Origin of the sequence: Streptomyces gamaensis (assembly GCF_042656465.1) — a bacterium.
Taxonomy (GTDB): Bacteria; Actinomycetota; Actinomycetes; order Streptomycetales; family Streptomycetaceae; genus Streptomyces; species Streptomyces gamaensis.
On the sequence record NZ_JBHSPB010000012.1, the window covers coordinates 114,454 to 139,853 of the forward strand.

The following is a 25,400-nucleotide window of genomic DNA, read 5'->3' on the forward strand; positions in this document are numbered from 1 at the left end:
ACGGCTCACCCTCCCGAAAATACCTTTCGCATGGTGAGCGGCAAACTGAAGGAAACTTTCAGCACGGCCGGGCACACCCCCGGCCCGCGCGGCGCGCCCGTGCCCCCGCCGCCGGCGGCCCTCGCCGCCAAGGTGCGCACGCTCGCGCCCTCCATGACACGTTCGATGCAGCGCGTCGCCGAGACCGTCGCGGGCGACCCGGCCGGCTCGGCCGCGCTCACGGTCACCGGGCTCGCGGAGCGTACGGGCACGAGCGAGGCCACCGTCGTGCGCACCGCCCGCGTCCTGGGCTACCCCGGCTACCGCGATCTGCGGCTCGCCCTCGCCGCGCTCGCCGCAGACCAGGCCGCGGGGCGCGCGCCCGCCGTCACGGCCGACATCAGCGTGGACGACCCACTGCCGGACGTCGTCGCCAAGCTCGCCCGGGCCGAGACCGACTGCCTCGCCGACACCGCGGCCGCGTTGGACACCGCCCAGCTGGAGGCGGCGGTGGGCGCCCTCGCGGCCGCCCGGCGCGTGGACGTCTACGGGGTGGGCGCCTCCGGGCTCGTCGCCCAGGACCTCGTGCAGAAGCTGCTGCGGATCGGGCTGCTCGCGCACGCGCACGCCGACCCGCACCTGGCCGTCACCACGGCCGTGCAGCTGCGGCCCGGCGACGTGGCCGTCGCGATCACCCATTCCGGGCGGACCACCGACGTCATCGAACCACTGCGGGCCGCCTTCGAGCACGGGGCGACGACGGTGGCGGTCACCGGCCGCCCGGAGGGCGGGATCGCCCAGTACGCGGACCACGTCCTGACCACGTCGAGCGCCCGCGAGAGCGAGCTGCGCCCGGCGGCGATGTCGAGCCGCACGGGACAACTCCTGGTGGTGGACTGCCTGTTCATCGGCGTCGCACAGCGCACGTACGACCGGGCGGCACCGGCGCTGTCGGCGTCGTACGAGGCGCTGGCCCACCGTCACGACGCGCGCTGAGCACGGATCGCGGGCGAACGGCCGCGGGACATCCGCCCCGGCACCGGAAGCCCCCAGGAAGGAGCCGTCCCATGTCCCCCGGAACCAGCGCCTCCCCCGGCGGCGACGCCGCCCTGCGGGCCCGGCTCGCCGCGCTCGCCACGGAGGCGTTCCGGCCCGAGTTCGCGGAGATCGACCGGTTGCCGACCGTCGAGCTCGCGCGGCTGATGAACGCGGAGGACGCCGGCGTGCCCGCCGCCGTCGCGGCCCGGCTGCCGCGGATCGCCGCCGCGATCGACGCGGCCGCCGAGCGGATGGCACGCGGCGGACGGCTGGTGTACGCGGGGGCGGGCACGGCCGGGCGGCTGGGGGTGCTGGACGCCAGCGAGTGCCCCCCGACCTTCAACACCGCGCCCGGCCAGGTCGTCGGCCTCGTCGCGGGCGGGCCGCAGGCGCTCGTGACGGCCGTCGAGAACGCGGAGGACAGCAAGGAACTCGCCGCCGCCGACCTGGCCGCGCTAGGGATCGGCCCGGCGGACACGGTCGTCGGGATCTCGGCCTCCGGCCGCACCCCGTACGCGATCGGCGCCGTCGAACAGGCCCGCGCCGCCGGGGCCCTCACCATCGGCCTGGCCTGCAACGCGGGTTCGGCCCTGGGCGCCGCCGCCGAGCACGCGATCGAGATCGAGACCGGCCCCGAACTCCTCACCGGCAGCACCAGGTTGAAGGCCGGCACCGCGCAGAAGCTCGTCCTGAACATGCTCTCGACGATCACGATGATCCGGCTCGGCAAGACCTACGGGAACCTGATGGTCGACGTCCGCGCCTCCAACGACAAGCTGCGCGCCCGCTCCTCGCGCATCGTCGCCCAGGCGACGGGGGTCACCGAGACCGAGGCGGAAGCGGCGCTCGCGCGCACCGACGGCGAGGTGAAGAACGCGATCCTCGTCGTCCTGGCGGGCGTCGACGGCCCGACGGCGGCCCGCCTCCTCACCGAGGCGGACGGCCACCTGCGGATCGCCCTGCGGGCCGCGACCGGGAAGGACTGAACGGTGCGGGCGCGGGCTGCGGGACGGGGGGCGTACGGGCGGTACGAGCGGTACGAGCGGTACTGGCCGTGCGGACTGTGCGGGCGGTGCGGACGGTACGAGCGGTACGAGCCGTGCGGGCGGTACGAGCGGTACGGCCCGTACGCCCCGCACCCCGCGACCGGCCCCGGGCACATACGCGGCACGTACCCCCGCCGCACCCCCACCACCCCCGCACAGCAAGGCACTTCACGCTCATGCCCGCACCGCGAGAAGACACCCCCGCACAGACCGCAGCCGCTCTCCTCCCCCTCCTCGGCGGCCCCGCGAACCTCCTGTCCGTCACCCATTGCCTGACCCGGCTGCGCCTGGAGGTCCGCGACCGCCGCCTGGTCGACGGCGCCGCGCTGCGGGCGCTGCCCGCCGTGCTGGGCGTGGTCGAGGACGGCACGGCCTGCCAGGTGGTCCTCGGTCCGGGCGACGTCGCCCGCGTGGCGCCCGAGTTGGAACTCCTGGCGGCGGACGGGCACGGCGCCGGTACCGCCGAGGACCTCGCCGCGCGCGGCGCCACCCTCAAGGAGGCGCGACAGGCCCGCAACGCTACCCCGTTCAAGCGGTTCCTGCGCCGCGTCGCCCAGGTCTTCGTCCCCCTCATTCCCGCCCTGATCGGCTGCGGACTCGTCGCGGGCCTGGCGGGGCTGCTGGCGAACCTGCGCTGGCTGCCGGGGCTCGCGCCCGCGCTGGCGGCGGTCTCCTCGGGGTTCATGGCCCTGCTGGCCGTCTTCGTCGGGATCAACACGGCCAAAGTGTTCGGCGGGACACCGGTGCTGGGCGGCGCGGTCGCCGCGATCACCGTGTTCCCGGGGGTCACGCGCGTGAGCGCGTTCGGGGAGCATCTGGCGCCGGGCCGGGGCGGGGTGCTGGGGGCGCTCGCGGCGGCGTGGTGCGCGACGTACGTGGAGAGGTGGTGCCGCGGACGCGTGCCGCGCTCGCTGGACGCCCTGCTCACGCCCGCGCTGACGGTCCTGCTGCCGGGCCTGCTGACGCTGTACGGGCTGATGTACGCGGCCGGTGAAGTCTCCGCCGCCGTCGGCCACTTCACCGACTGGCTGCTGGCGCGCGGCGGCGCGGCGGCGGGCTTCGTCCTGGGCGGCCTGTTCCTGCCGCTGGTGACGCTGGGCCTGCACCAGGCGCTGATCCCCGTGCACACGACGCTGATCCAGCAGGAGGGTTCCACGGTGCTGCTGCCCATCCTGTCGATGGCGGGCGCGGGCCAGGTGGGGGCGGCGCTCGCGGTCCTGGTGCGGCTGCGCGGCGACGGGTCGATGCGCAGGACGATCCGTTCGGCGCTGCCGGCGGGACTGCTGGGCATCGGGGAACCGCTGGTGTACGGGGTGTCGCTGCCGCTGGGGCGACCGTTCGTGACGGCGTGCGTGGGCGGGGCGTTCGGCGGCGGACTCATGGGCCTGCTGGGCCAGTTCGGCGACCGGGTGGGGGCGAGCGCGATCGGCCCGTCGGGCTGGGCGCTGTTCCCGCTGCTGACCGGCGCCCACGGGCTGCCGCACGCGGCGGCGGTGTACGGGGCGGGACTGCTGACCGGCTACGCGGCCGGCTTCGCGGCGACGTACGCCTTCGGCCTGCCCGGCCGGGGCCACGCGAACACGCCCGAGGGCGGCACCCCTTGAAAGGGGTGCCGCCCTCGGTCCGTACTTCCGTACGGGCTGGAACAGCCGATCCTCGAAGCGAGGATCAGAAGTCCATGTCACCGCCGGGCATGCCGCCCGGAGCGGCCGGGGCGGCCTTCTCCGGCTTGTCGGCGATGACGGCCTCGGTGGTCAGGAACAGCGCCGCGATGGAGGCGGCGTTCTGCAGCGCGGAGCGCGTGACCTTGGCCGGGTCGATGATGCCCTCGGCGATCATGTCGACGTAGTCGCCGGTCGCGGCGTTGAGGCCGTGGCCCGGGGTCAGGCCGCGGACCTTCTCCACGATGACGCCGCCCTCAAGGCCGGCGTTGACGGAGATCTGCTTCAGCGGGGCCTCAAGGGCCAGCTTGACGGCGGCGGCACCGGTGGCCTCGTCGCCCTCCAGCTCCAGCTTCTCGAAGACCTGGGAGGCCTGCAGCAGGGCCACGCCACCACCGGCGACGATGCCCTCCTCGACGGCGGCCTTCGCGTTGCGGACGGCGTCCTCGATGCGGTGCTTGCGCTCCTTGAGCTCGACCTCGGTGGCGGCACCGGCCTTGATGACGGCCACGCCGCCGGCCAGCTTGGCCAGGCGCTCCTGCAGCTTCTCGCGGTCGTAGTCGGAGTCGCTGTTCTCGATCTCGGCGCGGATCTGGTTGACGCGGCCCTGGACCTGGTCGCTGTCACCGGCACCGTCGACGATGGTGGTCTCGTCCTTGGTGATGACGACCTTGCGGGCGCGGCCGAGCAGGTCGAGACCGGCGTTCTCCAGCTTGAGGCCGACCTCCTCGGAGATGACCGTGCCACCGGTGAGGATGGCGATGTCACCGAGCATGGCCTTGCGGCGGTCGCCGAAGCCCGGGGCCTTGACGGCGACGGACTTGAAGGTGCCGCGGATCTTGTTGACGACCAGGGTCGACAGGGCCTCGCCCTCGACGTCCTCGGCGATGATCAGCAGCGGCTTGCCCGACTGCATGACCTTCTCCAGCAGCGGGAGCAGGTCCTTGACCGAGGAGACCTTCGAGTTGACGATCAGGATGTAGGGGTCCTCAAGGACCGCCTCCATGCGCTCCATGTCGGTCGCGAAGTACGCCGAGATGTAGCCCTTGTCGAAGCGCATACCCTCGGTGAGCTCCAGCTCCAGACCGAAGGTCTGGGACTCCTCGACGGTGATGACGCCTTCCTTGCCGACCTTGTCCATGGCCTCGGCGATGAGCTCGCCGATCTGGGTGTCGGCGGCCGAGATGGAGGCGGTGGAAGCGATCTGCTCCTTGGTCTCGACCTCCTTGGCCTGCTCCAGCAGCGCACCGGAGACGGCCTCGACGGCCTTCTCGATACCGCGCTTCAGGGCCATCGGGTTGGCACCGGCGGCCACGTTGCGCAGACCCTCACGGACCAGCGCCTGGGCGAGAACGGTCGCGGTCGTCGTGCCGTCACCGGCGACGTCGTCCGTCTTCTTCGCGACCTCCTTGACCAGCTCGGCGCCGATCTTCTCGTACGGGTCCTCCAGCTCGATCTCCTTGGCGATGGACACACCATCGTTGGTGATCGTGGGGGCGCCCCACTTCTTCTCAAGGACGACGTTGCGGCCCTTGGGGCCGAGGGTGACCTTGACGGCGTCGGCGAGCTGGTTCATACCGCGCTCCAGGCCGCGCCGCGCCTCCTCGTCGAACGCGATGATCTTGGCCATGTGAAGTGGTCCTCCCAGGACTGGGGTGAGATTGCCCGGACCGCGCTGGCGCCCGCGACGGATGGCCTGCGGGAAGCGTGCGGTTCCTTGCCCCGCCCGTCCCACGGACCTCACCGACGGTCCCAATCTGTCACTCTCACGCGGAGAGTGCTAACGCCAATGATTAGCACTCGGCACCGGAGAGTGCAAGACCGCGGGGGCGGAGGCGTCGGGCCCCGGACCCCGGAGGGCGGGGCCGCCCGCGCCGAAGGCGCACCTCGCCCGCCAGGGGCACCCCGCACCGGGGCGAACCCCGCCTCTGCCGGAGGCGCATCGCGCCGGGGGGCGAACCGGGACCCTGCCGGAGGCAGACAGCCGAAGAACGCCCGGCGCCCCACACCGGAAGCGCGCCCCCCGAAGGCGAACCGCGCCGGAGGCGCACCACACCCGCACCGGAGGCGAACCGCGCCGGAGGCCCACCGCGCCGGAGCAGGCAACCGAACGAAGCCCGGCACCCCCACCGGAGGTGAACCCGCACCCCGCGCCGGAGGCGCACCACCCCCGCCGGAGGTGAACCACGCCGGAGGCGGACCGCACCGCAGGACGGGGGGCAACCGCAAGAAGCCGGCCCGCGCCGAAGGCGCACCGCACCCCCACCGGAGGGGACCCCGTGCCCCCGCCGAAGGCGAACCGCACCCCGCGCCGGAGGCGCCCCAGCCCCCCGCCGGAGGCGCACTGCGCGAGGGGCCCGCACCGGCACGGTGCGGGCCCCTCGCGGGCCGGTGGTGGTCGATGCGCCGAGATCAGGAGGCGGTGACCTTGACCATGTCCGCCTGCGGCCCCTTCTGGCCCTGCGAGATCTCGAACTCGACTCGCTGACCCTCTTCGAGGGTGCGGTAACCGTCCATCTGGATCGCGCTGTAGTGGACGAATACATCCGCACCACCGTCGACCGCGATGAAGCCGTACCCCTTCTCCGCGTTGAACCACTTGACGGTGCCGTGAGCCATGCCTAACTCCCCTATTACTGGCCCTTGCTCAGGACCGCACTTCGCGGACCCGGGTCAGACCTCACCCCCTGACACTCCCCAGCTCTCGGCATGGGGAATCCACCAGGCAGTGTGCGCCGGAACGCGTCGACCGCGGCTGAATGTATCTGCACGGATGCCGTCTGCAACAGGTCACTCGGACGAGAATTCCTGGCGCGGCCGATTGCCGAAAACCACCGAACTCCGGGGAATACCGGGCAAGTCGGGCCCGGCAGAACGCAACCAACCCGACAATTCGTGCACACACTTCGCGCACAACTTGACGGGTTCTCATATGCGTTCGGCACTGACACCGACGGGGGAACGCCTCAACTGTATCGCGCTCACCACGCCGGAATCATCCCTTCCGCTTTGTGGACGGCGCGATTCCGCGGGAGCCGGGCGACTTTGTGCAAGGGGGCTGCGAAAAGGCCGCTCCAAGCGCGTACTTGAAGCGGCCCCAAGCTCAGCCTCCGGCCACCGCCGGAATGATGGAGATGCCCGAGCCGTCCGGCGTGGCCGCGGCGAGTCCGCCCTCGAAACGTACGTCGTCGTCGTTGACGTACACATTGACGAAGCGGCGCAGCCGGCCCTGCTCGTCGAGGACGCGGGCGGCGATACCGGGGTGGTTCGTCTCCAGGGAGGCGAGGACCTCGCCCAGGGTCTCGCCCTCGGCGGGCACCTCGGCCCGGCCGCCGGTGTAGGTGCGCAGGATGGTGGGGATGCGGACGTTGACGCTCATGGGTTCACCTCGCGGAAGCGGAAGGAAGCGGAAGCGGGAGGACGGGAGAAGGAAGAAAAGAGAGGCTCAGCCGGCCAGGCCCGCCGCGCGGAACGCGTCCAGGGACGGCCGGATCGTGGCCCTGGGCCCGGCGGCGACGGCGTCGAGGGTCTTCAGTCCGTCGCCCGTGTTGAGGACGACGGTGGTCAGGGACGGGTCCAGCACCCCGGCGTCGAGGAGCTTCTTCGTGACGCCGACGGTCACTCCGCCCGCCGTCTCCGCGAAGACGCCCTCCGTCCGCGCGAGCAACTCGATGGCGGCGACGACCTGTTCGTCGGTGACGTCCTCGACGGCGCCGCCGGTGCGGCGGGCGATGTCGAGCACGTACGGGCCGTCGGCGGGGTTGCCGATGGCGAGGGACTTGGCGATGGTGTCCGGCCTGACCGGCCGCACCACGTCGTGGCCGTCCTTGAACGCGCGGGCCACCGGCGAGCAGCCCGTCGCCTGCGCGCCGAAGATCCGGTACGGGCGGTCCTCGACCAGGCCGAGCGCGATCAGCTCCCGCAGCCCCTTGTCGATCTTCGTGAGCTGGGAGCCGGAGGCGACGGGCACGACGATCTGGTCGGGCAGCCGCCAGCCGAGCTGTTCGCAGATCTCGTACGCGAGCGTCTTGGAGCCCTCGCCGTAGTACGGGCGCAGGTTGACGTTGACGAAGCCCCAGCCCTCGCCGAGGGGATCGCCGATCAGCTCGGAGCAGAAGCGGTTGACATCGTCGTAGGTGCCCTCGATGGCGACGAGGTCCCCGCCGTAGACGGCGGCCATGACGACCTTGCCGGCCTCCAGGTCGTGCGGGATGAACACGCACGAGCGCAGGCCCGCGCGGGCGGCCGCCGCGCCGACGGCGCCCGCGAGGTTGCCGGTGGAGGAGCAGGAGAGGGTGGTGAAGCCGAAGGCGCGGGCGGCCTCGACGGCGATGGCGACGACGCGGTCCTTGAAGGAGTGCGTGGGGTTGCCGGAGTCGTCCTTGACGTACAGGCCGCCGGTGACGCCCAGTTCGCGGGCGAGGTTGTCGGCCTTGACGAGCTTGGTGAAGCCGGGCGCGAGGTTCGGGCGGCCGGCGACGTCGGCGGGCACGGGGAGGAGGGGGGCGTAGCGCCAGATGCTGTTCGGCCCGGACTCGATGCGCCGGCGCAGTTCCCCGGGGTCTGCGGCGGGCAGCTCGTAGGCCACTTCGAGCGGCCCGAAGCACAGCGCGCACGCGAAGGCGGGACCCAGCGGGGTGCGCTCGCCGCACTCGCGGCAGGACAGCGCGACGGCCGGTCCGAAGGCGGCACCGGGGGCGGCGGGGGGTACGGGGGTAGCACTGACACCGGCTTGCACAGCCATGATGGCGAGGCCCTTTCTCCTCATCTTCCTCGCGGCGAACCTCGCCACGAGACGGAATTGGCACCTTCCCCGCCGGGAGCCTCGCCGCGAGAACGCGCGAGAACCGGCTGGAGGGTTGCCGGGGCTTCAACGGGCCGTGTCCCTCTGCCCCTCTGGATGAGCTGCGATGTGGCACCGGGCCTTGCGGGCCCGGGCGTTTGTGGGCGCGGCCGACCCCGACATACGACGGGGCTCCGCGTTGTTCAAGACTGTATCCGACAGGGTGCGGCGCCGGGACAGGCGTCCGCACCGCGAGATGAGTCACATACGCACCGCACGCGCAAGGAGTCGTCACCGTGCTGGAAGAGGTGGAGCGCTGGCTGGCCCGGCGGTCCTGGACCGCCGCCGACCGTCCGCTCGACCGGCTGCTCGCCGCCAAACGCGACTCCGGCACCACGGTCAGCGTGGTGCTGCCGGCGCTGAACGAGGAGGCGACGGTCGGCACGATCGCCGCGACGATCCGCCGTGAGCTGATGAGCGAGGCGATACCCCTGGTCGACGAGCTGGTGGTGCTGGACTCCGGCTCCACCGACCGTACGGCCGAGGTCGCGGCGGCGGCCGGGGCGCGCGTCGTGCACCGCGACGAGGTGCTGCCGAGGCTGCCCGCGCTGCCCGGCAAGGGCGAGGTGCTGTGGCGTTCGCTGCTGGTGACCAGTGGCGACGTCGTGTGCTTCGTGGACGCGGACCTCAGGGACTTCTCGGCGGACTTCGTCTCGGGCATCGTGGGCCCGCTGCTGACCGAGCCGGACGTGGCGTTCGTCAAGGCGATGTACGACCGGCCGCTGGGGGACGAGTCCGTCGGGCCCGCCGCGGGGGCAGGCGCGGGGCAGGGCGGCCGGGTCACCGAGCTGGTGGCGCGCCCGCTGCTGAATCTGCACTGGCCGCGGCTGGCCGGTTTCGTGCAGCCGCTGGGCGGCGAGTACGCGGCCCGCCGCTCGCTGCTGGAGCGGCTGCCGTTCCCCGTGGGCTACGGGGTGGAGCTGGGGCTGCTCGTCGACGCCCTGCACACCGTGGGCCTGGACGCGCTGGCGCAGGTGGACGTGGGCGTGCGCCGGCACCGCCACCAGGACGGGCAGGCCCTCGGCCGGATGGCGGCCGCGATCTACCGCACCGCTCAGCTGCGGCTGGCCCGGGGCCCTCTGGTGCGGCCGGTGCTCACGCAGTTCGAGCGCGGTGCGGAGGGCTTCGTCCCGCGTACGTACGCGGTGGACACCGAGGAGCGGCCGCCGATGCGGGAGATCCCCGAGTACGCGCGCCGCCGCGCGGCCTAAGCGCACGTTTGAGCGGTTCCCTGTCCGGCAAGGCTCGCGGCATGGTCGATGGGCAACTGCACAGTGCACGGATCGTTGTCGCCTCCAACCGCGGGCCCGTCTCGTACCGGCTGGGCGAGGACGGCTCGCTCACGGCGGGGCGGGGCGGCGGCGGGCTGGTCTCCGGGCTGAGCGCCGTCGGGCACGCGGAGGCGGCGGTGTGGGTGTGCGCGGCGCTCGGCGACGGCGACCGCGCGGCGGCCCGGGCCGCGGGCCGAAGACTCGACGCGGCGGACACCGGCGGGCACCAGGTGCGGATGCTGGACATTGCGCCGGAGGTGTTCTCCGCCGCGTACAACGGCGTCGCCAACTCGGTGCTGTGGTTCGTCCATCACCTGCTGTACCAGACGCCGCTGGAGCCGGTCTTCGACGCGGAGTTCGCCGAGCGGTGGGCGGCGTACGAGGCGTACAACACGGCCTTCGCGGAGGCGATCGCGCAGGAAGCGGCGACCGGGGCGCGGGTGCTGGTGCAGGACTACCATCTCGCGCTCGTCCCCGGACTGCTCCGCGAGCGCCGCCCCGATCTGCGCATCGGCCACTTCTCGCACACCCCGTGGGCGCCGCCGGACTACTTCCGGCTGCTGCCGGACGACGTGGCCGAGCAGCTGCTGCGCGGCATCCTCGGCGGCGACCGCGCCGCCTTCCTCACCCGGCGCTGGGCGGACGCGTTCGCGGCGTGCTGCGAGGGCCTGCCGGGCGCGCAGGTCGTACGCGACGCGGCGGGCGCGGCCGTGGAGGTACGGCTCGACGGGCGCACCACGCGGCTGGGGGTGCACGGGCTCGGCGCCGACGCCGACTTCCTGCGCGAGCGGGCGCACCGGCCGGACGTGGAGGAGCGGATGGCGGCCCTGCGCGAGCGGATCGGGCCCGGCCGCAGGACGGTGGTGCGGGTCGACCGCACCGAGCTGTCGAAGAACATCGTGCGGGGCCTGCTCGCCTTCCGCCGTCTCCTCCAGGACCGGCCGGAGTGGCGCGGCCGCGTCGTGCACGTCGCGTTCGCCTACCCCTCGCGGCAGGACCTGAAGGTCTACCGCGACTACACGGCGGAGGTGGCCCGCGTCGCCGGGGAGATCAACTCCACGTTCGGCACGGCCGGCTGGACGCCGGTCGATCTGCACGTGAAGGACGACTTCGCGCGCTCGCTGGCCGCCTACCGGCTCGCGGACGTGGCCCTGGTCAATCCGATCCGTGACGGCATGAACCTCGTCGCCAAGGAGATCCCCGTGGTCTCCGACCACGGCTGCGCGCTCGTGCTCTCCCGCGAGGCGGGCGCGGCGGCGGAACTGGGCGAGGACGCGCTCGTCGTCAACCCCTACGACGTGCGGGCCACGGCCCTCGCCCTGCACGAGGCCCTGTCGATGGACCCGGGCGAGCGCGCGGAGCGCACCAAGCGGCTGGCGTCGGCGGCGACGGCACTGCCGCCGGCGCGCTGGTTCCTGGACCAACTGGAGGCGCTGGGCGGGGAGTAGAGGGGTACGGGCGGGGAGCGGGCCCGACGGACGTACGGGCGCGACCGGGGTGCGTGCGCGCCTATCACCCCAAGCACGCCCCCTTTCTCCACAAACACTCCCCCAGCCCGCTGCCGCGACCCCGCGCCCCCGGGGTATCCATGGCGATATGTCAATCGCCCCACGCTGGGCCGTGCTTGCGGCAGCCTGTGCCGCCGTCATGGCCGTGACGGCCGGATGCTCCTCGGACTCCGGCGGCAAGACCGAATCCAAGGGCTCCTCCGATCCCTCGACCGCTCCCTCCGCCCCGTCGCCCGGCGGCTCCGCCCCGGGCGGCGCGTCGGACCCGCCGGCGGGCGCCGCCATACCGGCCGGTGCCGGCCCGCAGTCCTCGTACACGGTGCAGAAGCAGCCCGAGCCGGGCAGCTGCCACTACCGCTGGACCGCGGACAAGCAGCCGCTGCCGGACCCCAAGTGCACGCCGGGCGCGACCAATCCGAAGGTGACGCAGGCGACGCTGAAGACCACGATCTGCAGCAGCGGCTACACCAAGGGCATCCGTCCGCCGGTGAGCGTCACCGGCAGGGAGAAGACCGCGAACGCGGCCTCGTACGGCTACAAGGGCCCTGAACGGGACGCCGAGTACGACCACTTGATCAGCCTGCAACTGGGCGGGGACCCCAACGACCCGCGCAACCTGTGGGTCGAGCCGCCGTCTCCCGGCCACAAGGAGGGCGCGGGGCCGAACAATCCGAAGGACGTGGTCGAGACCAAGCTGAAGAACGCGATCTGCTCGGGCAAGACGGACCTGGTAAAGGCACAGCAGGCCATCGCGCACGACTGGACGACCGCGCTGTCCTCCCTAGGCATCAAGGACGACGGCAAGGGCGTACGGGAGGGCACGGACGGCGACTAAAAACAAGCCCGTCCGGCGTTTGAGGACCGGGGTCTGGGGCGGAGCCCCAGTTTTCGGGAAGGGGCGGGTAGGGGAAAAAGCCGCCGCAGGCGCCCACCCACCCGCACCCGGCAACGCACCGCCGCCCCTACCGCCCCGCATCCGCTACGCGGGTACAGGCCCGCCCAGGCGGTCCGCGAGCGCGCCGAGCAGCGTGACGACTCCCTCAGGCCCGTCGACCACAAGATCGGCGCGCGCGGCAAGCTCCGCCACCTCCGTGCTGCCGCTGCACACCAGCAGCCCCGGCAGCCCTTCGCGGCGCAGTTCCTCCACCGCCGCGAAGGCCGCGAGGTCGCCGAGGTCGTCGCCCGCGTACAGCACGCTGCCGGCTCCCGATTCCCGGAGGTACTCGCTGAGGGCGGCGCCCTTGTCGACGCCGGGCGGGCGCAACTCCAGTACGAGGCGGCCCGGTTCGACGATCAGGCCGTGCCGGTGTGCCAGCTCCTCCAGGGGTGCGCGCAGGGCGTCGAAGGCGCCCTGCGGGTCGGCGGCGCGCCGGGTGTGCACGGCGATCGCGCGCCCCTTGTCCTCGACCCAGGTGCCCTGCCAGGCCCCCGACGCGTCGAGCACGCCCGGGAGTTCGGCCTCGACGGCCGCGACGCCCGGGTGGGGGGCGGGGGCGCGCACGGTCCCGGTCACGGCGTCCCAGCGTTCGGCGCCGTAGTGGCCGAGGACGACGAGGTGCTCCAGTCCGGCGCGGCCGGCGAAGCCGCCGTAGCGGACGGCGACGCCCGCGGGCCGGCCGGTGACCACGGCCACCGAGGCCACGTGGGGCGCGAGCCGGGCGAGGGCGGGCACGGCGCCGGGGTGGGCGCGGGCCCGGTCGGGGTCCGGGACGATCTCGGCGAGGGTGCCGTCGAAGTCGAGCGCGACGACGGCGCGTTCGGGCCGCTCCAGCAGCGCGGCGAGCCCGGCGCGCCCGGCGGGGGTCACGGGTTCGGGAAGAGGGTGGCTGCCCATGGGCCCGACCCTACCGGGCCCTCTCTCACCGGGGTGGGGTGAACGGCGGAGATCACACAGCACGCCCGCCGCGAGCACCGCGCCCGGTTCAGCGCCGCTCGCGCCGGGCGTCGCGCACGCGCCGCAGCCGGCCGACGGTCAGCGGGTCGTGCTCCAGGGCCCGCGGGTCGTCCAGGAGCGCGTTGAGCACCTGGTAGTAGCGGGTCGGGGTGAGGCCGAGCCGTTCCCGTATGGCCCGCTCCTTGGCGCCGGGGCCGGGCCAGGCGCGCCGTTCCAGGGCGAGCACCGCGCGGTCCTGCTCGCTGAGCGTGCCGGGGCCGCCGGGGCCCGTCCCCCGTTCGTCGGGGCTCACGTCTTCCACGCTAGCGGCTCGCGCCTTCGGTGGACTCGGCCTCGCGCTGGATCTCGCCGAGCACTCCCGCGGGGTCGCCGCCGCTCCTGACGACGGTGCCGATGCGCTCCTTGACGGTGGCGCTGACCTTGGCCCAGGAGGTCTTGTCGGCGGGGTAGAAGTCGGCGTCCTGGAGCTGTTCCAGGAAGGGCCACAGCTTCTTGCGGTCGGAGTCCTGCTGCATCTTGTTGGACGCGGTGGTGGTCACGGGCAGCAGGTCGTACTGGCCGGTGAAGGCGAGGACGTTCTTGGTGCTGTAGACGAAGTCGAGGAAGAGGCCGACCTGTTCGCGGTGGCCCTGCTTGAAGGCCATCATCCAGTCGGCGACGCCCATCGTGGACTTGGAGACGCCCTTGACGCCCGGCAGCGGTGCCGTCTGGTAGTTGACGCTCTTGGACTCGGCCTGCTGCATCAGGGTGGGGTGGCCGTTGAGCATGCCGACGTCGCCGCGGACGAACGCGTCGAAGACGTCCTGCCGGTTGGTGCGGCCGGGGTCGCCGGGCCCGGTGAGGCCCTTGCCGACGAGCTGGTCGCGCAGCCACTCGAAGGTCTTGACGTTCTCGTCGGAGGCGATGGTGTAGGCGCCGTCCTTGTCGGTGTAGCCACCGCCGCCGCCGAGCATCCACAGCAGGGTCTCGGCGGGTGCCTCCTCGGGGCCGAGGGGGAGGCCGAAGGGTATCTTCACGCCGGCCGTCTTCAGCTTCGCGGCGGCGGCCTGGACGTCGCTCCAGCTCTCGGGGGCCTTGGTGATGCCGGCCTTGGTGAACAGGTCCTTGTTGTAGAACAGTCGCCGCGTGGAGGAGACGAAGGGCAGCCCGTACTGCACGCGCTGCACCTCGCCCGCCCTGGCGATCGAGGCGATGAAGTCGGCCTGGGTGGGGATGGAGAGCATCTGGTCGGCGCGGTAGAGCTTGCCGGCGGCCGCGTAGTCGGCGTAGGCGCCGATCTGCGCGAGGTCCGGGGCCTTTCCGGCGGCGACCATGTCGGCGACCTTCTTGTCGACCTCGGTCCAGCTGTAGACGTGGACCTCGACCTTGATGTCGCCGTGCTTCTCCTCGAAGGCGCGGGCCAGGGAGTCCCAGTACTTCTTGGAGGTGTTGGTGGCGTTGTCGCCGTAGTCGGCGGCGACCAGCCTGATGGTCCCGCCGCCGGATCCCTCGCTGCCGCACGCCGTCAGCGCCGGCGCCAACGCCGCCGTGGCGGCACCCGCCGCCGTCAGACCCAAGAACCGCCGCCGCTGCACTGCTGCTGCCCACCCTCGTGGTTGGTGTCGTCCGCTACGTCCTTTACGTCCGCCTTCGCGCGCTACGGGCGCGGTACGGACCCGGGAGACCGTGAGTCTCCCTCGCGCGCAACCTTACGGTCCAGCCGGTTCCGGTTGCGCTTCGGTATCGCCCTTCCCCTCTTCCCCGGACGGCCCGGGGGCTGCTATTCACGGTCGGACGCGTACCGCGACACCCGGCCATCCCGCGACACCACGGCAAGGAGCACCGACGCATGTCCTCCACCGCGCCCTCCCGTCCTTCGCGCACCGCCACCGAGATCACCACCCAGCCCGCGTGCTGGCGCCGCGCCGCCGGAGCGGTGGCCTCCGCCGCCGGACTGCCCGCGCCCGGGGAGCGGGTGGCGGTGACCGGCTGCGGCACGTCCTGGTTCATGGCCCAGGCGTACGCGGCGCTGCGCGAGGCGGCCGGGCAGGGCGAGACGGACGCGTTCGCGTCCTCGGAGTTCCCGCGCTCGCGCCCGTACGACCGCGTGGTGGCCATCACCCGCTCGGGCACGACGACGGAAGTCCTCGGCCTGCTCGCGGAGTTGCGCGGCCGTGTGCCCGTACTGGCGCTGACCGCCGACCCGGCGACGCCGGTGCGGCGGGCGGCGGAGGCGACGGCCGTCCTGGACTGGGCGGACGAGGAGTCGGTGGTCCAGACCCGCTTCGCGACGACGGCGCTGGCGTTCCTGCGGGCGGGCCTGGAGCGCGGCGGCCCGCTCCCGCAGGACGTGAAGTCCGTCGCGGCGGCGGCGAAGGACGCGGAGGCGGCCCTGGCCGAGCCACTGCCGGAGGAGGTGCCGGGCGCCGGGCAGTGGACGTTCCTGGGCCGGGGCTGGGCGTACGGCTTGGCCCAGGAGGCGGCGCTGAAGATGCGCGAGGCGGCGGGCGCGTGGACGGAGGCGTACCCGGCGATGGAGTACCGCCACGGCCCGATCGCGATCACGGCCCCGGGCCGGGTGGCCTGGGTCCTGGGCGAACTGCCGCCCGGCCTCGCGGCCGACGTGGCCGCGACGGGCGGCACCCTGGTCGCGGACGGCTCCCGGCTGGACCCCCTGGCGGACCTGGTACGGGTCCAGCGGCTGGCGGTCACGGTGGCACAGTCCCGGGGCCAGGACCCGGACCGCCCACGCCACCTGACGCGGAGCGTGATCCTGGAGGGGTAGCGGGCAGGGCGTTCACAGCCCCGGAGACACACCGCCGCCGACTGCCGCACGGCAACGGCCAACACCCTCCGGACACAGCGGCACGACCCACCCCGCCCGGCGTCGGCAGCCCCCGGAGGCACACCAGGCACCAGCGGCCGCGCGGCGGCGGCCGGCGTACCCCGCCGGACCGCCCGCCGCGCGCCGACGCACCCGCCCCCGCCACCCCCAGTGGACTAGACCTTTCCCTCCCCCACGCGCCAGACTGTCCCCCGTGAATCACGTCATCGCGCTCGATGTAGGCGGAACCGGCATCAAGGCCGCCCTGGTCGGACCCGGCCACGAGCTCCTGTACGAGGCCCGCCGGCCCACCGGCCGCGAGCGCGGCCCGCAGGCGGTCGTCACCGGAATCCTCGACTTCGCGGCGGAGCTGAAGGCACTCGGCCAGGAGCGGTTCGGCCGCCCGGCGTCGGCGGTCGGCGCGGCCGTCCCCGGCATCGTGGACACCGGGCGCGGCACCGCCGTCTACGCGGCGAACCTCGGCTGGCGCGAGGTCCCCCTGCGCGACCTGCTCACCGAGCGCCTGGGCATACCCGCCGCCCTCGGCCACGACGTGCGCACGGGCGGCCTCGCGGAGGGCCGTATCGGCGCGGGCCAAGGCACGGACCGCTTCCTGTTCGTCCCCCTGGGCACCGGCATCGCGGGCGCGATCGGCATCGACGGCCGCGTCGAGGCGGGCGCGCACGGCTACGCGGGCGAGATCGGCCACGTCGTGGTCCGCCCCGGCGGACCCGAGTGCGGCTGCGGCGGCCGCGGCTGCCTGGAGACCCTGGCCTCGGCGGCCGCGGTGGGCCGCGCCTGGGCCCGGGCGAGCGGCGTCCCGGACGCGGACGCGGCCGACTGCGCGCGCGCCGTGGCCGACGGCGACGAACGCGCCCGCGCCGTGTGGCAGCACGCCGTCGACGCCCTCGCGGACGGCCTGGTCATCGGCCTCACCCTGCTGGACCCCCGGATCCTGATCATCGGTGGCGGGCTCGCCGAGGCCGGGGAAGTCTTGTTCACACCGCTGCGCACGGCCGTCGCGGAACGCCTCACGTTCCAGCGGCCGCCCCGCATCGTCCCGGCGGCCCTCGGGGACACCGCCGGCTGCCTGGGCGCGGGGCTGCTCGCCTGGGACCTGCTCACCACGGAATCCATGGAGGTAACCGCCCGATGACGCACACAACGGTTCTCGCGGGCGCCCGCGTCGCCCTGCCGTCCGGCGTGGTCGACAGCGGGCGGCTGACGGTGGAGGACGGCCGGATCGTCGCCGACCGTCCGCAGGCGGCACCCGCCCTGGACCTGACCGGGCACCTGATCGTCCCCGGGTTCGTCGACATCCACGTGCACGGCGGCGGCGGGGCCTCGTTCTCGGCGGGCAGCGCCGAGGAGGCCATGACGGCCATCCGCACGCACCGCGCGCACGGCACCACGACGATGGTGGCCTCCACGGTCACCGGCGACCTGGACGACCTGGCCCGCCAGGCGCACGTCCTGGCCGGACTCACCGAGCAGGGCGAGCTCGCGGGCATCCACTTCGAGGGCCCGTTCATCTCCCCGCACCGCTGCGGCGCCCACCAGCCGGAGCTGCTGCGCGACCCCGACCCGGCCGACGTGCGCAAGCTGGTCGACGCCGCGCGCGGCACGGCCCGCATGATGACGCTGGCACCCGAACTGCCGGGCGGCCTGGAGTCGGTACGGCTGCTCGTCGACGCGGGCGTGATCGCGGCGGTCGGCCACACCGACTCCACGTACGAGGCGGCGCTGGAGGCCATCGACGCGGGCGCGACCGTCGCCACGCACCTGTACAACGCGATGCCCGCGCTGCTGCACCGCGCGCCCGGCCCGATCGCGGCCCTCCTGGAGGACGAGCGGGTCACCGTCGAGCTGATCAACGACGGTACGCATCTGCACCCGGCCGTCCTGGAGCTGGCGTTCGGCAGCGCGGGCGCGGACCGGGTCGCGTTCATCACGGACGCGATGGGCGCGGCCGGCATGAACGACGGCATGTACCCGCTCGGCCCGATGCGGGTCGAGGTCAAGGACGGGGTCGCACGGATCGCCGACGGCCCGACCGCCGGTTCCATCGCGGGCTCGACGCTGACCCTGGACACCGCGTTCAAGCGCGCGGTGACCATCGACAAGCTGCCCGTCGAGGACGTCGTCAAGGCCATCTCCACCAACCCGGCGCGCCTGCTCGGCGTCGCGGACCGGGTCGGCTCCCTGGAGCCCGGCAAGGACGCGGACCTCGTCGTCCTGAACGACGCCTACGACGTGGTCGGCGTGATGCGACGCGGCGAATGGGTACTTAGGCCTGAAGTGGGCTGATTTTCGGCACAGTTCAATCGCCACCGGAACAGCGGCGGCGGGTCCCGAGGTCTGGGCCTGCCGCCGCTGTTTTGGCATGATCGCCCCCAACTCGTGTGCCGCTGCCGCGCCACCGCGACGGCACACCACCAGGGACCCGGTCACGAAGAGAGGCGCCGATGATCCTCACGGTCACGCTCAACGCCGCGCTCGATCTGACCTACCGCGTACCGCGCCTGCGCCCGCACGCCACGCACCGCGTCACACACGTCGCCGAACGCCCCGGCGGCAAGGGCCTGAACGTGGCCCGGGTACTCGCCGCGCTCGGCCACGACACGGTGGTCACGGGCTTCGCGGGCGGCCCCACGGGCACGACCCTGCGCCGCCTCCTGGCCGACGGCAGCCGGCCCGGCACCCTCACCGACGAACTCGTCACGATCACCGGCCCCACCCGCCGCACGATCGGCGTCGTCGACGAGTCCACCGGCGAATCCACCCAGCTCAACGAGCCGGGCCCGGAAGTCACTTCGGAGCAGTGGACATCCTTCTGCGAACGCTACGCGCGCCTGCTGCGCGGCGCGCGGGCGGTGGCGCTGTGCGGCAGCCTGCCGCCGGGCGTACCGGTGGGCGCGTACGCGCAACTGGTCCGCGAGGCGCACGCCGCCCGCGTCCCGGTCCTGCTCGACACGAGCGGCGAACCCCTGCGCCGCGGCCTCGCCGCCCGCCCCGACCTCGTCAAGCCCAACACCACCGAACTCGCCGCCCTCACCGGCTCCACGGACCCCCTGCGCGCCGCCTCCGACACCCGCCGCCGCGGCGCCCGCGCGGTCGCCGCGACCCTGGGCCCCGACGGCATCCTGGCCCTCACCCCCGACGGCACCTGGCGTGCCGCTCCCCCACGCCGCATACCCGGCAACCCGACGGGCGCGGGCGACTCGGCGACAGCCGCACTCCTGTCCGGCTGGCTGGAGGGCCTGCCCTGGCCGGACCGGCTGGCCCGGGCGGTGGCCCTGTCGGCGGCGACGGTACGGGCGCCTGTCGCGGGCGAATTCGACCGCGAGGCGTACGAGGAACTGCTGCCGCAGGTGAAGGTGACGGAAGCATGAAAGCGCTGCCGCAGCCGCCAATGGCGACACGCCCCCACGAGAAGGTTCAGCAACACGGCTGGGCGCAACGGGCGGTTGCGGGAGGGTATACCGACGCGCCGAAGGCGCGTGCCCACCCACGGAGGCCCGCATGCCCCTGACGCGCACCCACATCCTCATGGCCGAGGCGAAAGCCACCGGCGCAGCCGTACTGGCCTTCAACGTCATCACGCTGGAACACGCCGAGGCGATCGCCGCGGGCGCGGAGGCGGCAGGAGTCCCCGCCATTCTCCAAATCTCGGAGAACGCGGTGAAGTTCCACGGAGGAAAGCTGGCTCCTCTCGCCGCCGCGACCGCGGCCGTGGCCCGCACGTCGTCAGCTCCCCTGGCCCTCCACCTCGACCACGTCGAATCGGAAAGCCTCCTGCACGAGGCAGCGGCCCACGACTTCGGTTCCGTCATGTTCGACGCCTCGAAACGCGACTACGCCGACAACGTCAAAGCGACGGCCGCAGCCGCCCGTTGGGCACATGAACACGACCTGTGGCTGGAAGCGGAACTGGGCGCCGTGGGCGGAAAAGCGGGCGATGCCCACACTCCGGGGGTCCGTACCGACCCTTCGGAGGCAGCGGCCTTCGTGGCGGAAACAGGCGTGGACGCCCTGGCGGTGGCAGTGGGCAGCACCCATGCGATGACGGAACGCACAGCGACCCTCGACCACGCCCTGATCACCCGCCTCCACGAGACCGTCCCGGTCCCGCTGGTCCTGCACGGTTCGTCAGGCGTCCCGGACGAGGAGCTCTGCCGCGCGGTGGCGGCGGGCATGACGAAAATCAATGTGGGGACGGCGCTCAATACGGCTTACACGGGGGCGGTGAGGGCTTTTCTGGAGGCGCATCCGTCGGCGGTGGATCCGCGGAAGTACCTGGTCCCCGCGAAGGGAGCAATGATGGGGACAGTTACGGACTATCTACGCAAAACGATGGCCTGAATCGAGCCACAAGGCAGCAACCCTCCACCCTTGGAGCAAAATAAACCGGAACCCACTATTCCTGTTGCCCTCCCACCGCATCGGCCTGTATAAATTCACACCAAGCGCCACCCATTGCACTTGCTTTACTTTATTGGAGACATTAAATGAAGACCAGCCTCAAGCTTTCCCTTATATCGGCATCCACTGCCGCCGTCATTATGATGACGCCAAACATCAGCTACGCCATCGACACAGGAATATTTAACAGCGGCAGCGATAAGTGCCTGGAAATCGACGGCTCCAGCAACAGCAACGGAGCCCGCGCCCAGCAGTGGGACTGCCGCGGGCAGTCGGGGGCCATTTGGCATCTATACCGTGCGGAGGACGGAAGCCACCAGATTGTAAACAACAGCGGCAAGTGCCTGGAAGTCGCCGACTCCCGAGTCGACAACGGCGCCCCTGTTCAGCAGTGGACGTGCACCGGCGCCAGGACCCAGAGTTGGTACATCGAGCAGTCTCAGGATTTCCGCCACTCGGTACTCATCTTCAACGCAAACAGCGGCAAGGTCCTTGAGGTCGAAAATTCGAGCTCAAGGAATGGGGCGCGGGTACAGCAATGGGACTACTCCTATGGGGCGCGAGGCCAGCTGTGGTCGTACGGGCTGCCCAGGTAGCCAGCCTGTTCCAGGACTGAAAGCGGGTAAGTCGCCAGCACCGCAGAGGTGATGCCTTCGGAGAGGCTGGCCCGCTTGCGCAATTCTTTGAGCGTCGCGATCAGTTCCCACTCGGAAGGGCACGACGGCCCTCGCAGCAATGAGGAGAGGGCCGTCCACACCGGACGGCCCTCGAACTTATACGCCTGCCCCTCGGACAGGCACCCCGAACCTCAGACGTTCACCCCGAAGTCCCGCGCGATCCCCGCCAGCCCCGACGCGTATCCCTGCCCGATCGCCCGGAACTTCCACTCCGCGCCGTTGCGGTAGAGCTCGCCGAAGACCATGGCGGTCTCCGTGGCGGCGTCCTCGCTCAGGTCGTAGCGGGCGATCTCGGCGCCGCCGGTCTGGTTGACGACGCGGATGTACGCGTTGCGGACCTGGCCGAAGTTCTGGCTGCGGGACTCGGCGTCGTAGATGGAGACGGGGAAGACGATGCGGGTGACGTCGGCGGGCAGGCCGGCCAGGTTGACCTTGATCTGCTCGTCGTCGCCGTCGCCCTCGCCGGTGGTGTTGTCACCGGTGTGCACGATCGTCTGGTCCGGCGTGGCCGTGTTGTTGAAGAAGACGAAGTGGCCGGCGGAGTAGACCTTGCCGCTCTCGTTGAGGGCTATGGCGCTCGCGTCGAGGTCGAAGTCCGTGCCCGTGGTGGTGCGGACGTCCCAGCCGAGACCGACCGTGATGGCCGTCAGGCCGGGGGCCTCCTTGGTGAGGGAGACGTTGCCGCCCTTGGACAGGCTTACAGCCATGGGATGGTCCCTTTCTGGTTGAACGGTGTCACTGGGGATAACGCCGGTGCGGGAGTGCAGGGTTCCAGCTTTCTTTACTTTCTTTACTTGATCCTGACGGGCGGTCGGGGCGCGGTGGCTGTAGCCGGCGTCAAATCGAGATGACGGGCCCCGCTTCGCGCGGGATCATGGGGACATGTCCGGCCCTCATGTCATCCGCGGTTCCGTCGCCCTCCCCGAGGCGGAGCTGCAGTGGCGCTTCTCGCGTTCCTCCGGCCCCGGCGGCCAGCACGTCAACACCAGCGACAGCCAGGTGGAGCTGCGCTTCGACCTCGCGCGCACCGAGGCGCTCCCGCCCGTGTGGAAGGAGCGCGCCCTGGCGCGGCTGGAGGGGCGGCTGGTCGACGGCGTGCTGACGGTACGGGCCTCGGAGCACCGTTCGCAGTGGCGCAACCGCGAGGCGGCGGCCGTACGGATGGCGGCGCTGCTGGCGGAGGCGAGCGCGCCCCCGCCCAAGCCGCGCCGCCCGACGCGGATCCCGCGCGGGATCAACGAGCGGCGGCTGCGGGAGAAGAAGCAGCGGAGCGAGACCAAGAAGGGGCGTTCCGGCCGGGATTGGTGAACGGCGGGCACTTCGGCCCGTACGGAGGAGCGCGCCCCGGAGGCGGGGTTACGGGGGATGTGCCCCGCCCCCAGGACGCGGTACCAGGTACGGCCCGAGGTGGGCCGTTCGTGCGCGCCCCGGGGAGGGTCGACGGGGGATTCTGGCCTGCCCCGGGGCGCGGGTCCTATGGGTTTCTGCTGTGCTGCGTGCTCGTCCGTAAGCATTCGTACGCGCCTGTACACGTCCGTACGAGCCCGGCAACCGCCTTACGACAGCTGCCGGTAGCGGCCCCTGAAGTACGTCAGCGGCCCGGCGTCCGTACTCGGCGCGGCCGCTGTCAGGACCCGGCCGATCACCAGCGTGTGGTCCCCGGCCAGGACGCGCTGTTCCGTACGGCACTCCAGCTGCGCGAGCGCGCCGCGCACGAGCGGGGTGTCGGTGGCCGGTCCGCGCTCGTAGGGGATGTCCTCGAACAGCAGCCGGTCGCTGATGCGGCCCTTCATCGCGAAGCGGCCGGCGATGTGCCGCTGGCTCTCGGACAGCACGGACACCGCCCACAGCGGCTGGCGCTCCAGGAGATCGTCCATGCGGGAGTCGTTGCGAACGCTCACCATCACGAGTGGCGGTTCGAGGGAGACGGACAGGAAGGCCGTCGCCGTCATCCCGACGTCCTCGCCGTGCGGACCGTGCTCGGGGTCGTGCGCGGTCACGAGCACCACGCCGGCCGCGAGGCGGGCGAGGGCGGCACGGAAGTCGTCTGCGCTCACCCCTTCAGCATGGGCTATGGCGGTCTCGCGAGGGAAAGTCGTCTGCAACACGCCATGCACGCTAGCCGCCGGATCGCCTCCAGTGCATCGGACCACAGGACCAGGACGGTCCTAGGTCGAATGGGTGCCGAATACGTACAGAAACCGACCGAGCCGGTGGCGCGGAGGTTCCGCAACGGGTACGGATCCCTTCCGTTTGGCGCCCGGTCGAGGGCGGAACGTGTTCCGGATTTGCGTTCACGAAGCATACGGACGCGTTAAAAGGCCAGTAGCACGACACCATCCCGACCTGTGACATGTGTCACAGGGGCCTCTAATTGTTGACCCTGTGTACCGGGTGGTCAGCTCGCTGTGATTCAGTGGCCGGGTAAATGAACGACAAGAAGCCTGGAGTTGCTGTCGAAGTCTCGGGGGAGAGCGAAGATGGAGACCGAGTCGGGGCCATATGTCCGCCTGACCACCTTGAAGGGCCTGCACCAGGTCATCGCCGATCTCAACACGGCCAGGAGCCTGGCGGACACCTTGCAGACCGTCGCGGACGGCATCGTCGCTGGGCTCGGATATGAGCTCTCGGCCGTCAATCTGGTACGCCCGGACGGCGATCTCGTCGTCGCCGCCGTCGCGGGCAGCGCGGGGGCCGAAGCCCTCATGGCGGGCCGGGTGGGCTCGCGGGTGTCCTGGGAGCGCCGGCTGGCGATGGCGGAGCAGTGGGGGACGCTGCGCTTCATCCCTTACACCGAAGGGTGGGTGCTCGACAACGACGACGTACCGCAGTGGAGTTCCGGCGGGGCCGCGCCCGTGGGCGAGGACGAGTGGCATCCCATGGACCGTCTCTTCGCCCCGATGTACACCGCGAGCGGCGATCTGCTCGGCGTGATCTCCGTCGACAAACCGCGCAACGGCCGCCGTCCCGGGGCCTGGGGCCGGGAGGCCCTGCAGATGTACGCCTTTCAGGCGTCCATTGCGATCAGTAACGCTCGTCTACGCGCAAATATGCAGCGTGCCCTCGTCCGTTTGGAGCGTGAACAGCAGGCGTTGCGGGCGAGCGAGGAGAGCTTCCGGCAGGCATTCGAGTACGCGCCCAGCGGCATGGCCATCGCGGAAATGGGCGGCGACCAGCACGGGCGGCTGCACCGCACCAACGACGCCCTGTGCCGGCTGCTGGGCCGGACGGCCTCGCAGATGCGCCGCTATTCCTTCTGCGACCTCGTGCACCCGGAGGACATAGGCACCCTGCTGCGCACCTCCGCCGAGGGCGGCCGGGCCGAACTGCGCCTCGTGCGCCGCGACGGCAGCTACGTGTGGGTCTCGCTGCGCAACTCCGTCGTCGCCGACGCCGCCGACGGCCCCCGCTTCCTCCTCACGCACGTCGAGGACATCGAGGAACGCAAGCGGCACGAGCTCCAGCTCGCCCACCGCGCCAGCCACGACGCCCTGACCGGACTGCCCAACAGCGCCGAACTGCGCGCCCGCCTCACCAGCCGGCTGTGCGCGCAGGCGCCGGACAGCGAGCAGCCGTCGGCCGATGCCGCCGGCGCGTACGACTCCTTCGACTACGGGTGCCTCCAGGGGTTCGAGGAGGTCGAGAGCGTGGCCGCCGTCGCGGAGGGGGTCGCGCTGGGCGTCTACGGGGCAAGCGGGGCCGGTGCGGACGGAGTTGGGGACGGGGGCGGTGCGGTCAGTGCGATGGGTGAGGGGCCCGGGCCGTACGCGATCACCGGTGGGTTCATGCCCGGGCCCGCCGTCCACCCCGGCCATGTGCACACCGTCGCGCCCGACGAGGAGAGCGACGACGGCGCCAAGGGGCTCGCCGTCCTCTTCTGCGACCTCGACGGCTTCAAGGCCATCAACGACCGCTTCGGGCACCACACCGGTGACGCCGTCCTCATCGAGGTCGCGCGCCGGCTCAGCGCCGCCGTCCGCGACGGGGACACCGTCGCCCGGCTCGGCGGCGACGAGTTCGTCGTCCTCGCCGACGGCCTCGGCCAGGCCGACGCCGAGGATCTCGCCGCCCGTCTGCGGGGGGCCATCCTCCCGCCGATCCGCGTCGACGGGCGGGCCGTACGGGTCGGCGCCAGCTTCGGCATCGGCTGGGCCGGCTGCGGTATGTCCGCCGATGAGGTGCTGCGCTCGGCGGACCAACGCATGTACGTCGAAAAGCGGTCACGGGCCAGGGCCGGACGGCGCGCCGGGTAGCCCCC

23 protein-coding genes and 1 riboswitch are annotated in these 25,400 nt (G+C 72.3%); of the genes, 14 read left to right on the forward strand and 9 right to left on the reverse strand.

Annotated elements, in window-relative coordinates; genetic code table 11:
- Positions 1-33 precede the first annotated feature (33 nt).
- The 3 genes from ACFP1Z_RS20405 to ACFP1Z_RS20415 all read left to right on the forward strand — a co-directional run bounded on the left by ACFP1Z_RS20405 (position 34) and on the right by ACFP1Z_RS20415 (position 3,667).
- On the forward strand, positions 34-975 hold the full coding sequence (locus tag ACFP1Z_RS20405; RefSeq protein ID WP_390318066.1) for a MurR/RpiR family transcriptional regulator: 942 nt from the start codon (positions 34-36) through the stop codon (positions 973-975).
- Between the two features lie 71 nt (positions 976-1,046).
- Positions 1,047-2,003 carry an N-acetylmuramic acid 6-phosphate etherase gene (murQ, locus tag ACFP1Z_RS20410; RefSeq protein WP_390318068.1) on the forward strand — a complete coding sequence of 319 codons (957 nt, stop codon included), beginning with the start codon at positions 1,047-1,049 and terminating at the stop codon, positions 2,001-2,003.
- 236 nt (positions 2,004-2,239) lie between these two features.
- Positions 2,240-3,667, forward strand: coding sequence for a PTS transporter subunit EIIC (locus ACFP1Z_RS20415; RefSeq protein WP_390318069.1), 1,428 nt, complete (start codon positions 2,240-2,242; stop codon positions 3,665-3,667).
- A 64-nt stretch (positions 3,668-3,731) separates the two neighbouring features.
- Here ACFP1Z_RS20415 and groL read toward each other — a convergent pair whose 3' ends face one another.
- From groL to thrC, 4 genes are all read right to left on the reverse strand, one after another.
- Positions 3,732-5,354, reverse strand: coding sequence for a chaperonin GroEL (gene groL / locus ACFP1Z_RS20420; protein ID WP_390318071.1), 1,623 nt, complete (start codon positions 5,352-5,354; stop codon positions 3,732-3,734).
- A 782-nt stretch (positions 5,355-6,136) separates the two neighbouring features.
- The gene (locus tag ACFP1Z_RS20425; RefSeq protein ID WP_390318073.1) at positions 6,137-6,343 is read right to left on the reverse strand and encodes a cold-shock protein; all 207 of its coding nucleotides are present in this window, start codon (positions 6,341-6,343) and stop codon (positions 6,137-6,139) included.
- Between the two features lie 484 nt (positions 6,344-6,827).
- Positions 6,828-7,103 (reverse strand): MoaD/ThiS family protein, encoded by a 276-nt coding sequence (locus ACFP1Z_RS20430; protein WP_390318075.1) that lies wholly within the window; start codon positions 7,101-7,103, stop codon positions 6,828-6,830.
- A 66-nt stretch (positions 7,104-7,169) separates the two neighbouring features.
- Complete coding sequence (gene thrC, locus ACFP1Z_RS20435) at positions 7,170-8,468, reverse strand: threonine synthase (protein ID WP_390318077.1); 1,299 nt, start codon at positions 8,466-8,468, stop codon at positions 7,170-7,172.
- Between the two features lie 17 nt (positions 8,469-8,485).
- A riboswitch (SAM riboswitch) is annotated at positions 8,486-8,631 on the reverse strand.
- Between the two features lie 172 nt (positions 8,632-8,803).
- On the opposite strand from thrC, the gene ACFP1Z_RS20440 reads away from it, so the two are divergent.
- The 3 genes from ACFP1Z_RS20440 to ACFP1Z_RS20450 all read left to right on the forward strand — a co-directional run bounded on the left by ACFP1Z_RS20440 (position 8,804) and on the right by ACFP1Z_RS20450 (position 12,181).
- Positions 8,804-9,778: a glucosyl-3-phosphoglycerate synthase gene (locus ACFP1Z_RS20440; RefSeq protein WP_390318079.1), complete on the forward strand. Its 975-nt coding sequence runs from the start codon at positions 8,804-8,806 to the stop codon at positions 9,776-9,778.
- A 41-nt stretch (positions 9,779-9,819) separates the two neighbouring features.
- Complete coding sequence (locus tag ACFP1Z_RS20445) at positions 9,820-11,286, forward strand: alpha,alpha-trehalose-phosphate synthase (UDP-forming) (protein ID WP_390318081.1); 1,467 nt, start codon at positions 9,820-9,822, stop codon at positions 11,284-11,286.
- Between the two features lie 148 nt (positions 11,287-11,434).
- Positions 11,435-12,181 (forward strand): hypothetical protein, encoded by a 747-nt coding sequence (locus ACFP1Z_RS20450; protein ID WP_390318083.1) that lies wholly within the window; start codon positions 11,435-11,437, stop codon positions 12,179-12,181.
- 144 nt (positions 12,182-12,325) lie between these two features.
- On the opposite strand, the gene otsB is transcribed toward ACFP1Z_RS20450, so the two are convergent.
- The 3 genes from otsB to ACFP1Z_RS20465 form a co-directional block, all read right to left on the reverse strand.
- The gene (gene otsB / locus ACFP1Z_RS20455; RefSeq protein ID WP_390318084.1) at positions 12,326-13,180 is read right to left on the reverse strand and encodes a trehalose-phosphatase; all 855 of its coding nucleotides are present in this window, start codon (positions 13,178-13,180) and stop codon (positions 12,326-12,328) included.
- 88 nt (positions 13,181-13,268) lie between these two features.
- The gene (locus tag ACFP1Z_RS20460; protein ID WP_390318086.1) at positions 13,269-13,532 is read right to left on the reverse strand and encodes a DUF3263 domain-containing protein; all 264 of its coding nucleotides are present in this window, start codon (positions 13,530-13,532) and stop codon (positions 13,269-13,271) included.
- A 10-nt stretch (positions 13,533-13,542) separates the two neighbouring features.
- Positions 13,543-14,814, reverse strand: a complete 1,272-nt coding sequence (locus ACFP1Z_RS20465) for an extracellular solute-binding protein (protein ID WP_390318088.1) — start codon at positions 14,812-14,814, stop codon at positions 13,543-13,545.
- A gap of 254 nt (positions 14,815-15,068) precedes the next feature.
- Between ACFP1Z_RS20465 and ACFP1Z_RS20470 the strand changes: the two genes are divergently transcribed.
- The 6 genes from ACFP1Z_RS20470 to ACFP1Z_RS20495 all read left to right on the forward strand — a co-directional run bounded on the left by ACFP1Z_RS20470 (position 15,069) and on the right by ACFP1Z_RS20495 (position 21,061).
- Entirely contained in the window at positions 15,069-16,004 is a 936-nt protein-coding gene (locus tag ACFP1Z_RS20470) for an SIS domain-containing protein (protein ID WP_390318090.1), read from the forward strand.
- A 253-nt stretch (positions 16,005-16,257) separates the two neighbouring features.
- Positions 16,258-17,199 (forward strand): ROK family protein, encoded by a 942-nt coding sequence (locus ACFP1Z_RS20475; protein WP_390318092.1) that lies wholly within the window; start codon positions 16,258-16,260, stop codon positions 17,197-17,199.
- Entirely contained in the window at positions 17,196-18,350 is a 1,155-nt protein-coding gene (gene nagA, locus ACFP1Z_RS20480; RefSeq protein ID WP_390318094.1) for an N-acetylglucosamine-6-phosphate deacetylase, read from the forward strand. The genes ACFP1Z_RS20475 and nagA overlap by 4 nt, the downstream gene beginning before the upstream one ends.
- A gap of 158 nt (positions 18,351-18,508) precedes the next feature.
- Positions 18,509-19,435, forward strand: coding sequence for a 1-phosphofructokinase family hexose kinase (locus tag ACFP1Z_RS20485; RefSeq protein WP_390318096.1), 927 nt, complete (start codon positions 18,509-18,511; stop codon positions 19,433-19,435).
- Positions 19,436-19,565: 130 nt separating this feature from the next.
- Entirely contained in the window at positions 19,566-20,405 is an 840-nt protein-coding gene (locus tag ACFP1Z_RS20490; protein WP_390318097.1) for a class II fructose-bisphosphate aldolase, read from the forward strand.
- Positions 20,406-20,551: 146 nt separating this feature from the next.
- The gene (locus tag ACFP1Z_RS20495; protein WP_390318099.1) at positions 20,552-21,061 is read left to right on the forward strand and encodes an RICIN domain-containing protein; all 510 of its coding nucleotides are present in this window, start codon (positions 20,552-20,554) and stop codon (positions 21,059-21,061) included.
- Between the two features lie 212 nt (positions 21,062-21,273).
- On the opposite strand, the gene ACFP1Z_RS20500 is transcribed toward ACFP1Z_RS20495, so the two are convergent.
- Positions 21,274-21,849: a TerD family protein gene (locus ACFP1Z_RS20500; RefSeq protein WP_390318101.1), complete on the reverse strand. Its 576-nt coding sequence runs from the start codon at positions 21,847-21,849 to the stop codon at positions 21,274-21,276.
- Positions 21,850-22,024: 175 nt separating this feature from the next.
- On the opposite strand from ACFP1Z_RS20500, the gene arfB reads away from it, so the two are divergent.
- Positions 22,025-22,450, forward strand: coding sequence for an alternative ribosome rescue aminoacyl-tRNA hydrolase ArfB (arfB, locus tag ACFP1Z_RS20505; RefSeq protein ID WP_390318102.1), 426 nt, complete (start codon positions 22,025-22,027; stop codon positions 22,448-22,450).
- A gap of 248 nt (positions 22,451-22,698) precedes the next feature.
- On the opposite strand, the gene ACFP1Z_RS20510 is transcribed toward arfB, so the two are convergent.
- On the reverse strand, positions 22,699-23,250 hold the full coding sequence (locus ACFP1Z_RS20510; RefSeq protein ID WP_390318103.1) for a flavin reductase family protein: 552 nt from the start codon (positions 23,248-23,250) through the stop codon (positions 22,699-22,701).
- 372 nt (positions 23,251-23,622) lie between these two features.
- Here ACFP1Z_RS20510 and cdgB point away from each other — a divergent pair, with 372 nt between their 5' ends.
- The gene (gene cdgB / locus ACFP1Z_RS20515; protein ID WP_390318105.1) at positions 23,623-25,395 is read left to right on the forward strand and encodes a diguanylate cyclase CdgB; all 1,773 of its coding nucleotides are present in this window, start codon (positions 23,623-23,625) and stop codon (positions 25,393-25,395) included.
- The last annotated feature ends 5 nt before the right edge of the window (positions 25,396-25,400 follow it).

Coding starts and splice junctions, on each gene's coding strand:
- ACFP1Z_RS20495 (WP_390318099.1), top strand. CDS start 20,552: ATGAAGACCAGCCTCAAGCTTTCCCTTATATCGGCATCCACTGCCGCC.
- ACFP1Z_RS20450 (WP_390318083.1), top strand. CDS start 11,435: ATGTCAATCGCCCCACGCTGGGCCGTGCTTGCGGCAGCCTGTGCCGCC.
- ACFP1Z_RS20470 (WP_390318090.1), top strand. CDS start 15,069: ATGTCCTCCACCGCGCCCTCCCGTCCTTCGCGCACCGCCACCGAGATC.
- cdgB (WP_390318105.1), top strand. CDS start 23,623: ATGGAGACCGAGTCGGGGCCATATGTCCGCCTGACCACCTTGAAGGGC.
- ACFP1Z_RS20415 (WP_390318069.1), top strand. CDS start 2,240: ATGCCCGCACCGCGAGAAGACACCCCCGCACAGACCGCAGCCGCTCTC.
- ACFP1Z_RS20445 (WP_390318081.1), top strand. CDS start 9,820: ATGGTCGATGGGCAACTGCACAGTGCACGGATCGTTGTCGCCTCCAAC.
- groL (WP_390318071.1), bottom strand. CDS start 5,354: ATGGCCAAGATCATCGCGTTCGACGAGGAGGCGCGGCGCGGCCTGGAG.
- murQ (WP_390318068.1), top strand. CDS start 1,047: ATGTCCCCCGGAACCAGCGCCTCCCCCGGCGGCGACGCCGCCCTGCGG.
- nagA (WP_390318094.1), top strand. CDS start 17,196: ATGACGCACACAACGGTTCTCGCGGGCGCCCGCGTCGCCCTGCCGTCC.
- ACFP1Z_RS20485 (WP_390318096.1), top strand. CDS start 18,509: ATGATCCTCACGGTCACGCTCAACGCCGCGCTCGATCTGACCTACCGC.
- thrC (WP_390318077.1), bottom strand. CDS start 8,468: ATGGCTGTGCAAGCCGGTGTCAGTGCTACCCCCGTACCCCCCGCCGCC.
- arfB (WP_390318102.1), top strand. CDS start 22,025: ATGTCCGGCCCTCATGTCATCCGCGGTTCCGTCGCCCTCCCCGAGGCG.
- ACFP1Z_RS20500 (WP_390318101.1), bottom strand. CDS start 21,849: ATGGCTGTAAGCCTGTCCAAGGGCGGCAACGTCTCCCTCACCAAGGAG.
- ACFP1Z_RS20490 (WP_390318097.1), top strand. CDS start 19,566: ATGCCCCTGACGCGCACCCACATCCTCATGGCCGAGGCGAAAGCCACC.
- ACFP1Z_RS20430 (WP_390318075.1), bottom strand. CDS start 7,103: ATGAGCGTCAACGTCCGCATCCCCACCATCCTGCGCACCTACACCGGC.
- otsB (WP_390318084.1), bottom strand. CDS start 13,180: ATGGGCAGCCACCCTCTTCCCGAACCCGTGACCCCCGCCGGGCGCGCC.
- ACFP1Z_RS20425 (WP_390318073.1), bottom strand. CDS start 6,343: ATGGCTCACGGCACCGTCAAGTGGTTCAACGCGGAGAAGGGGTACGGC.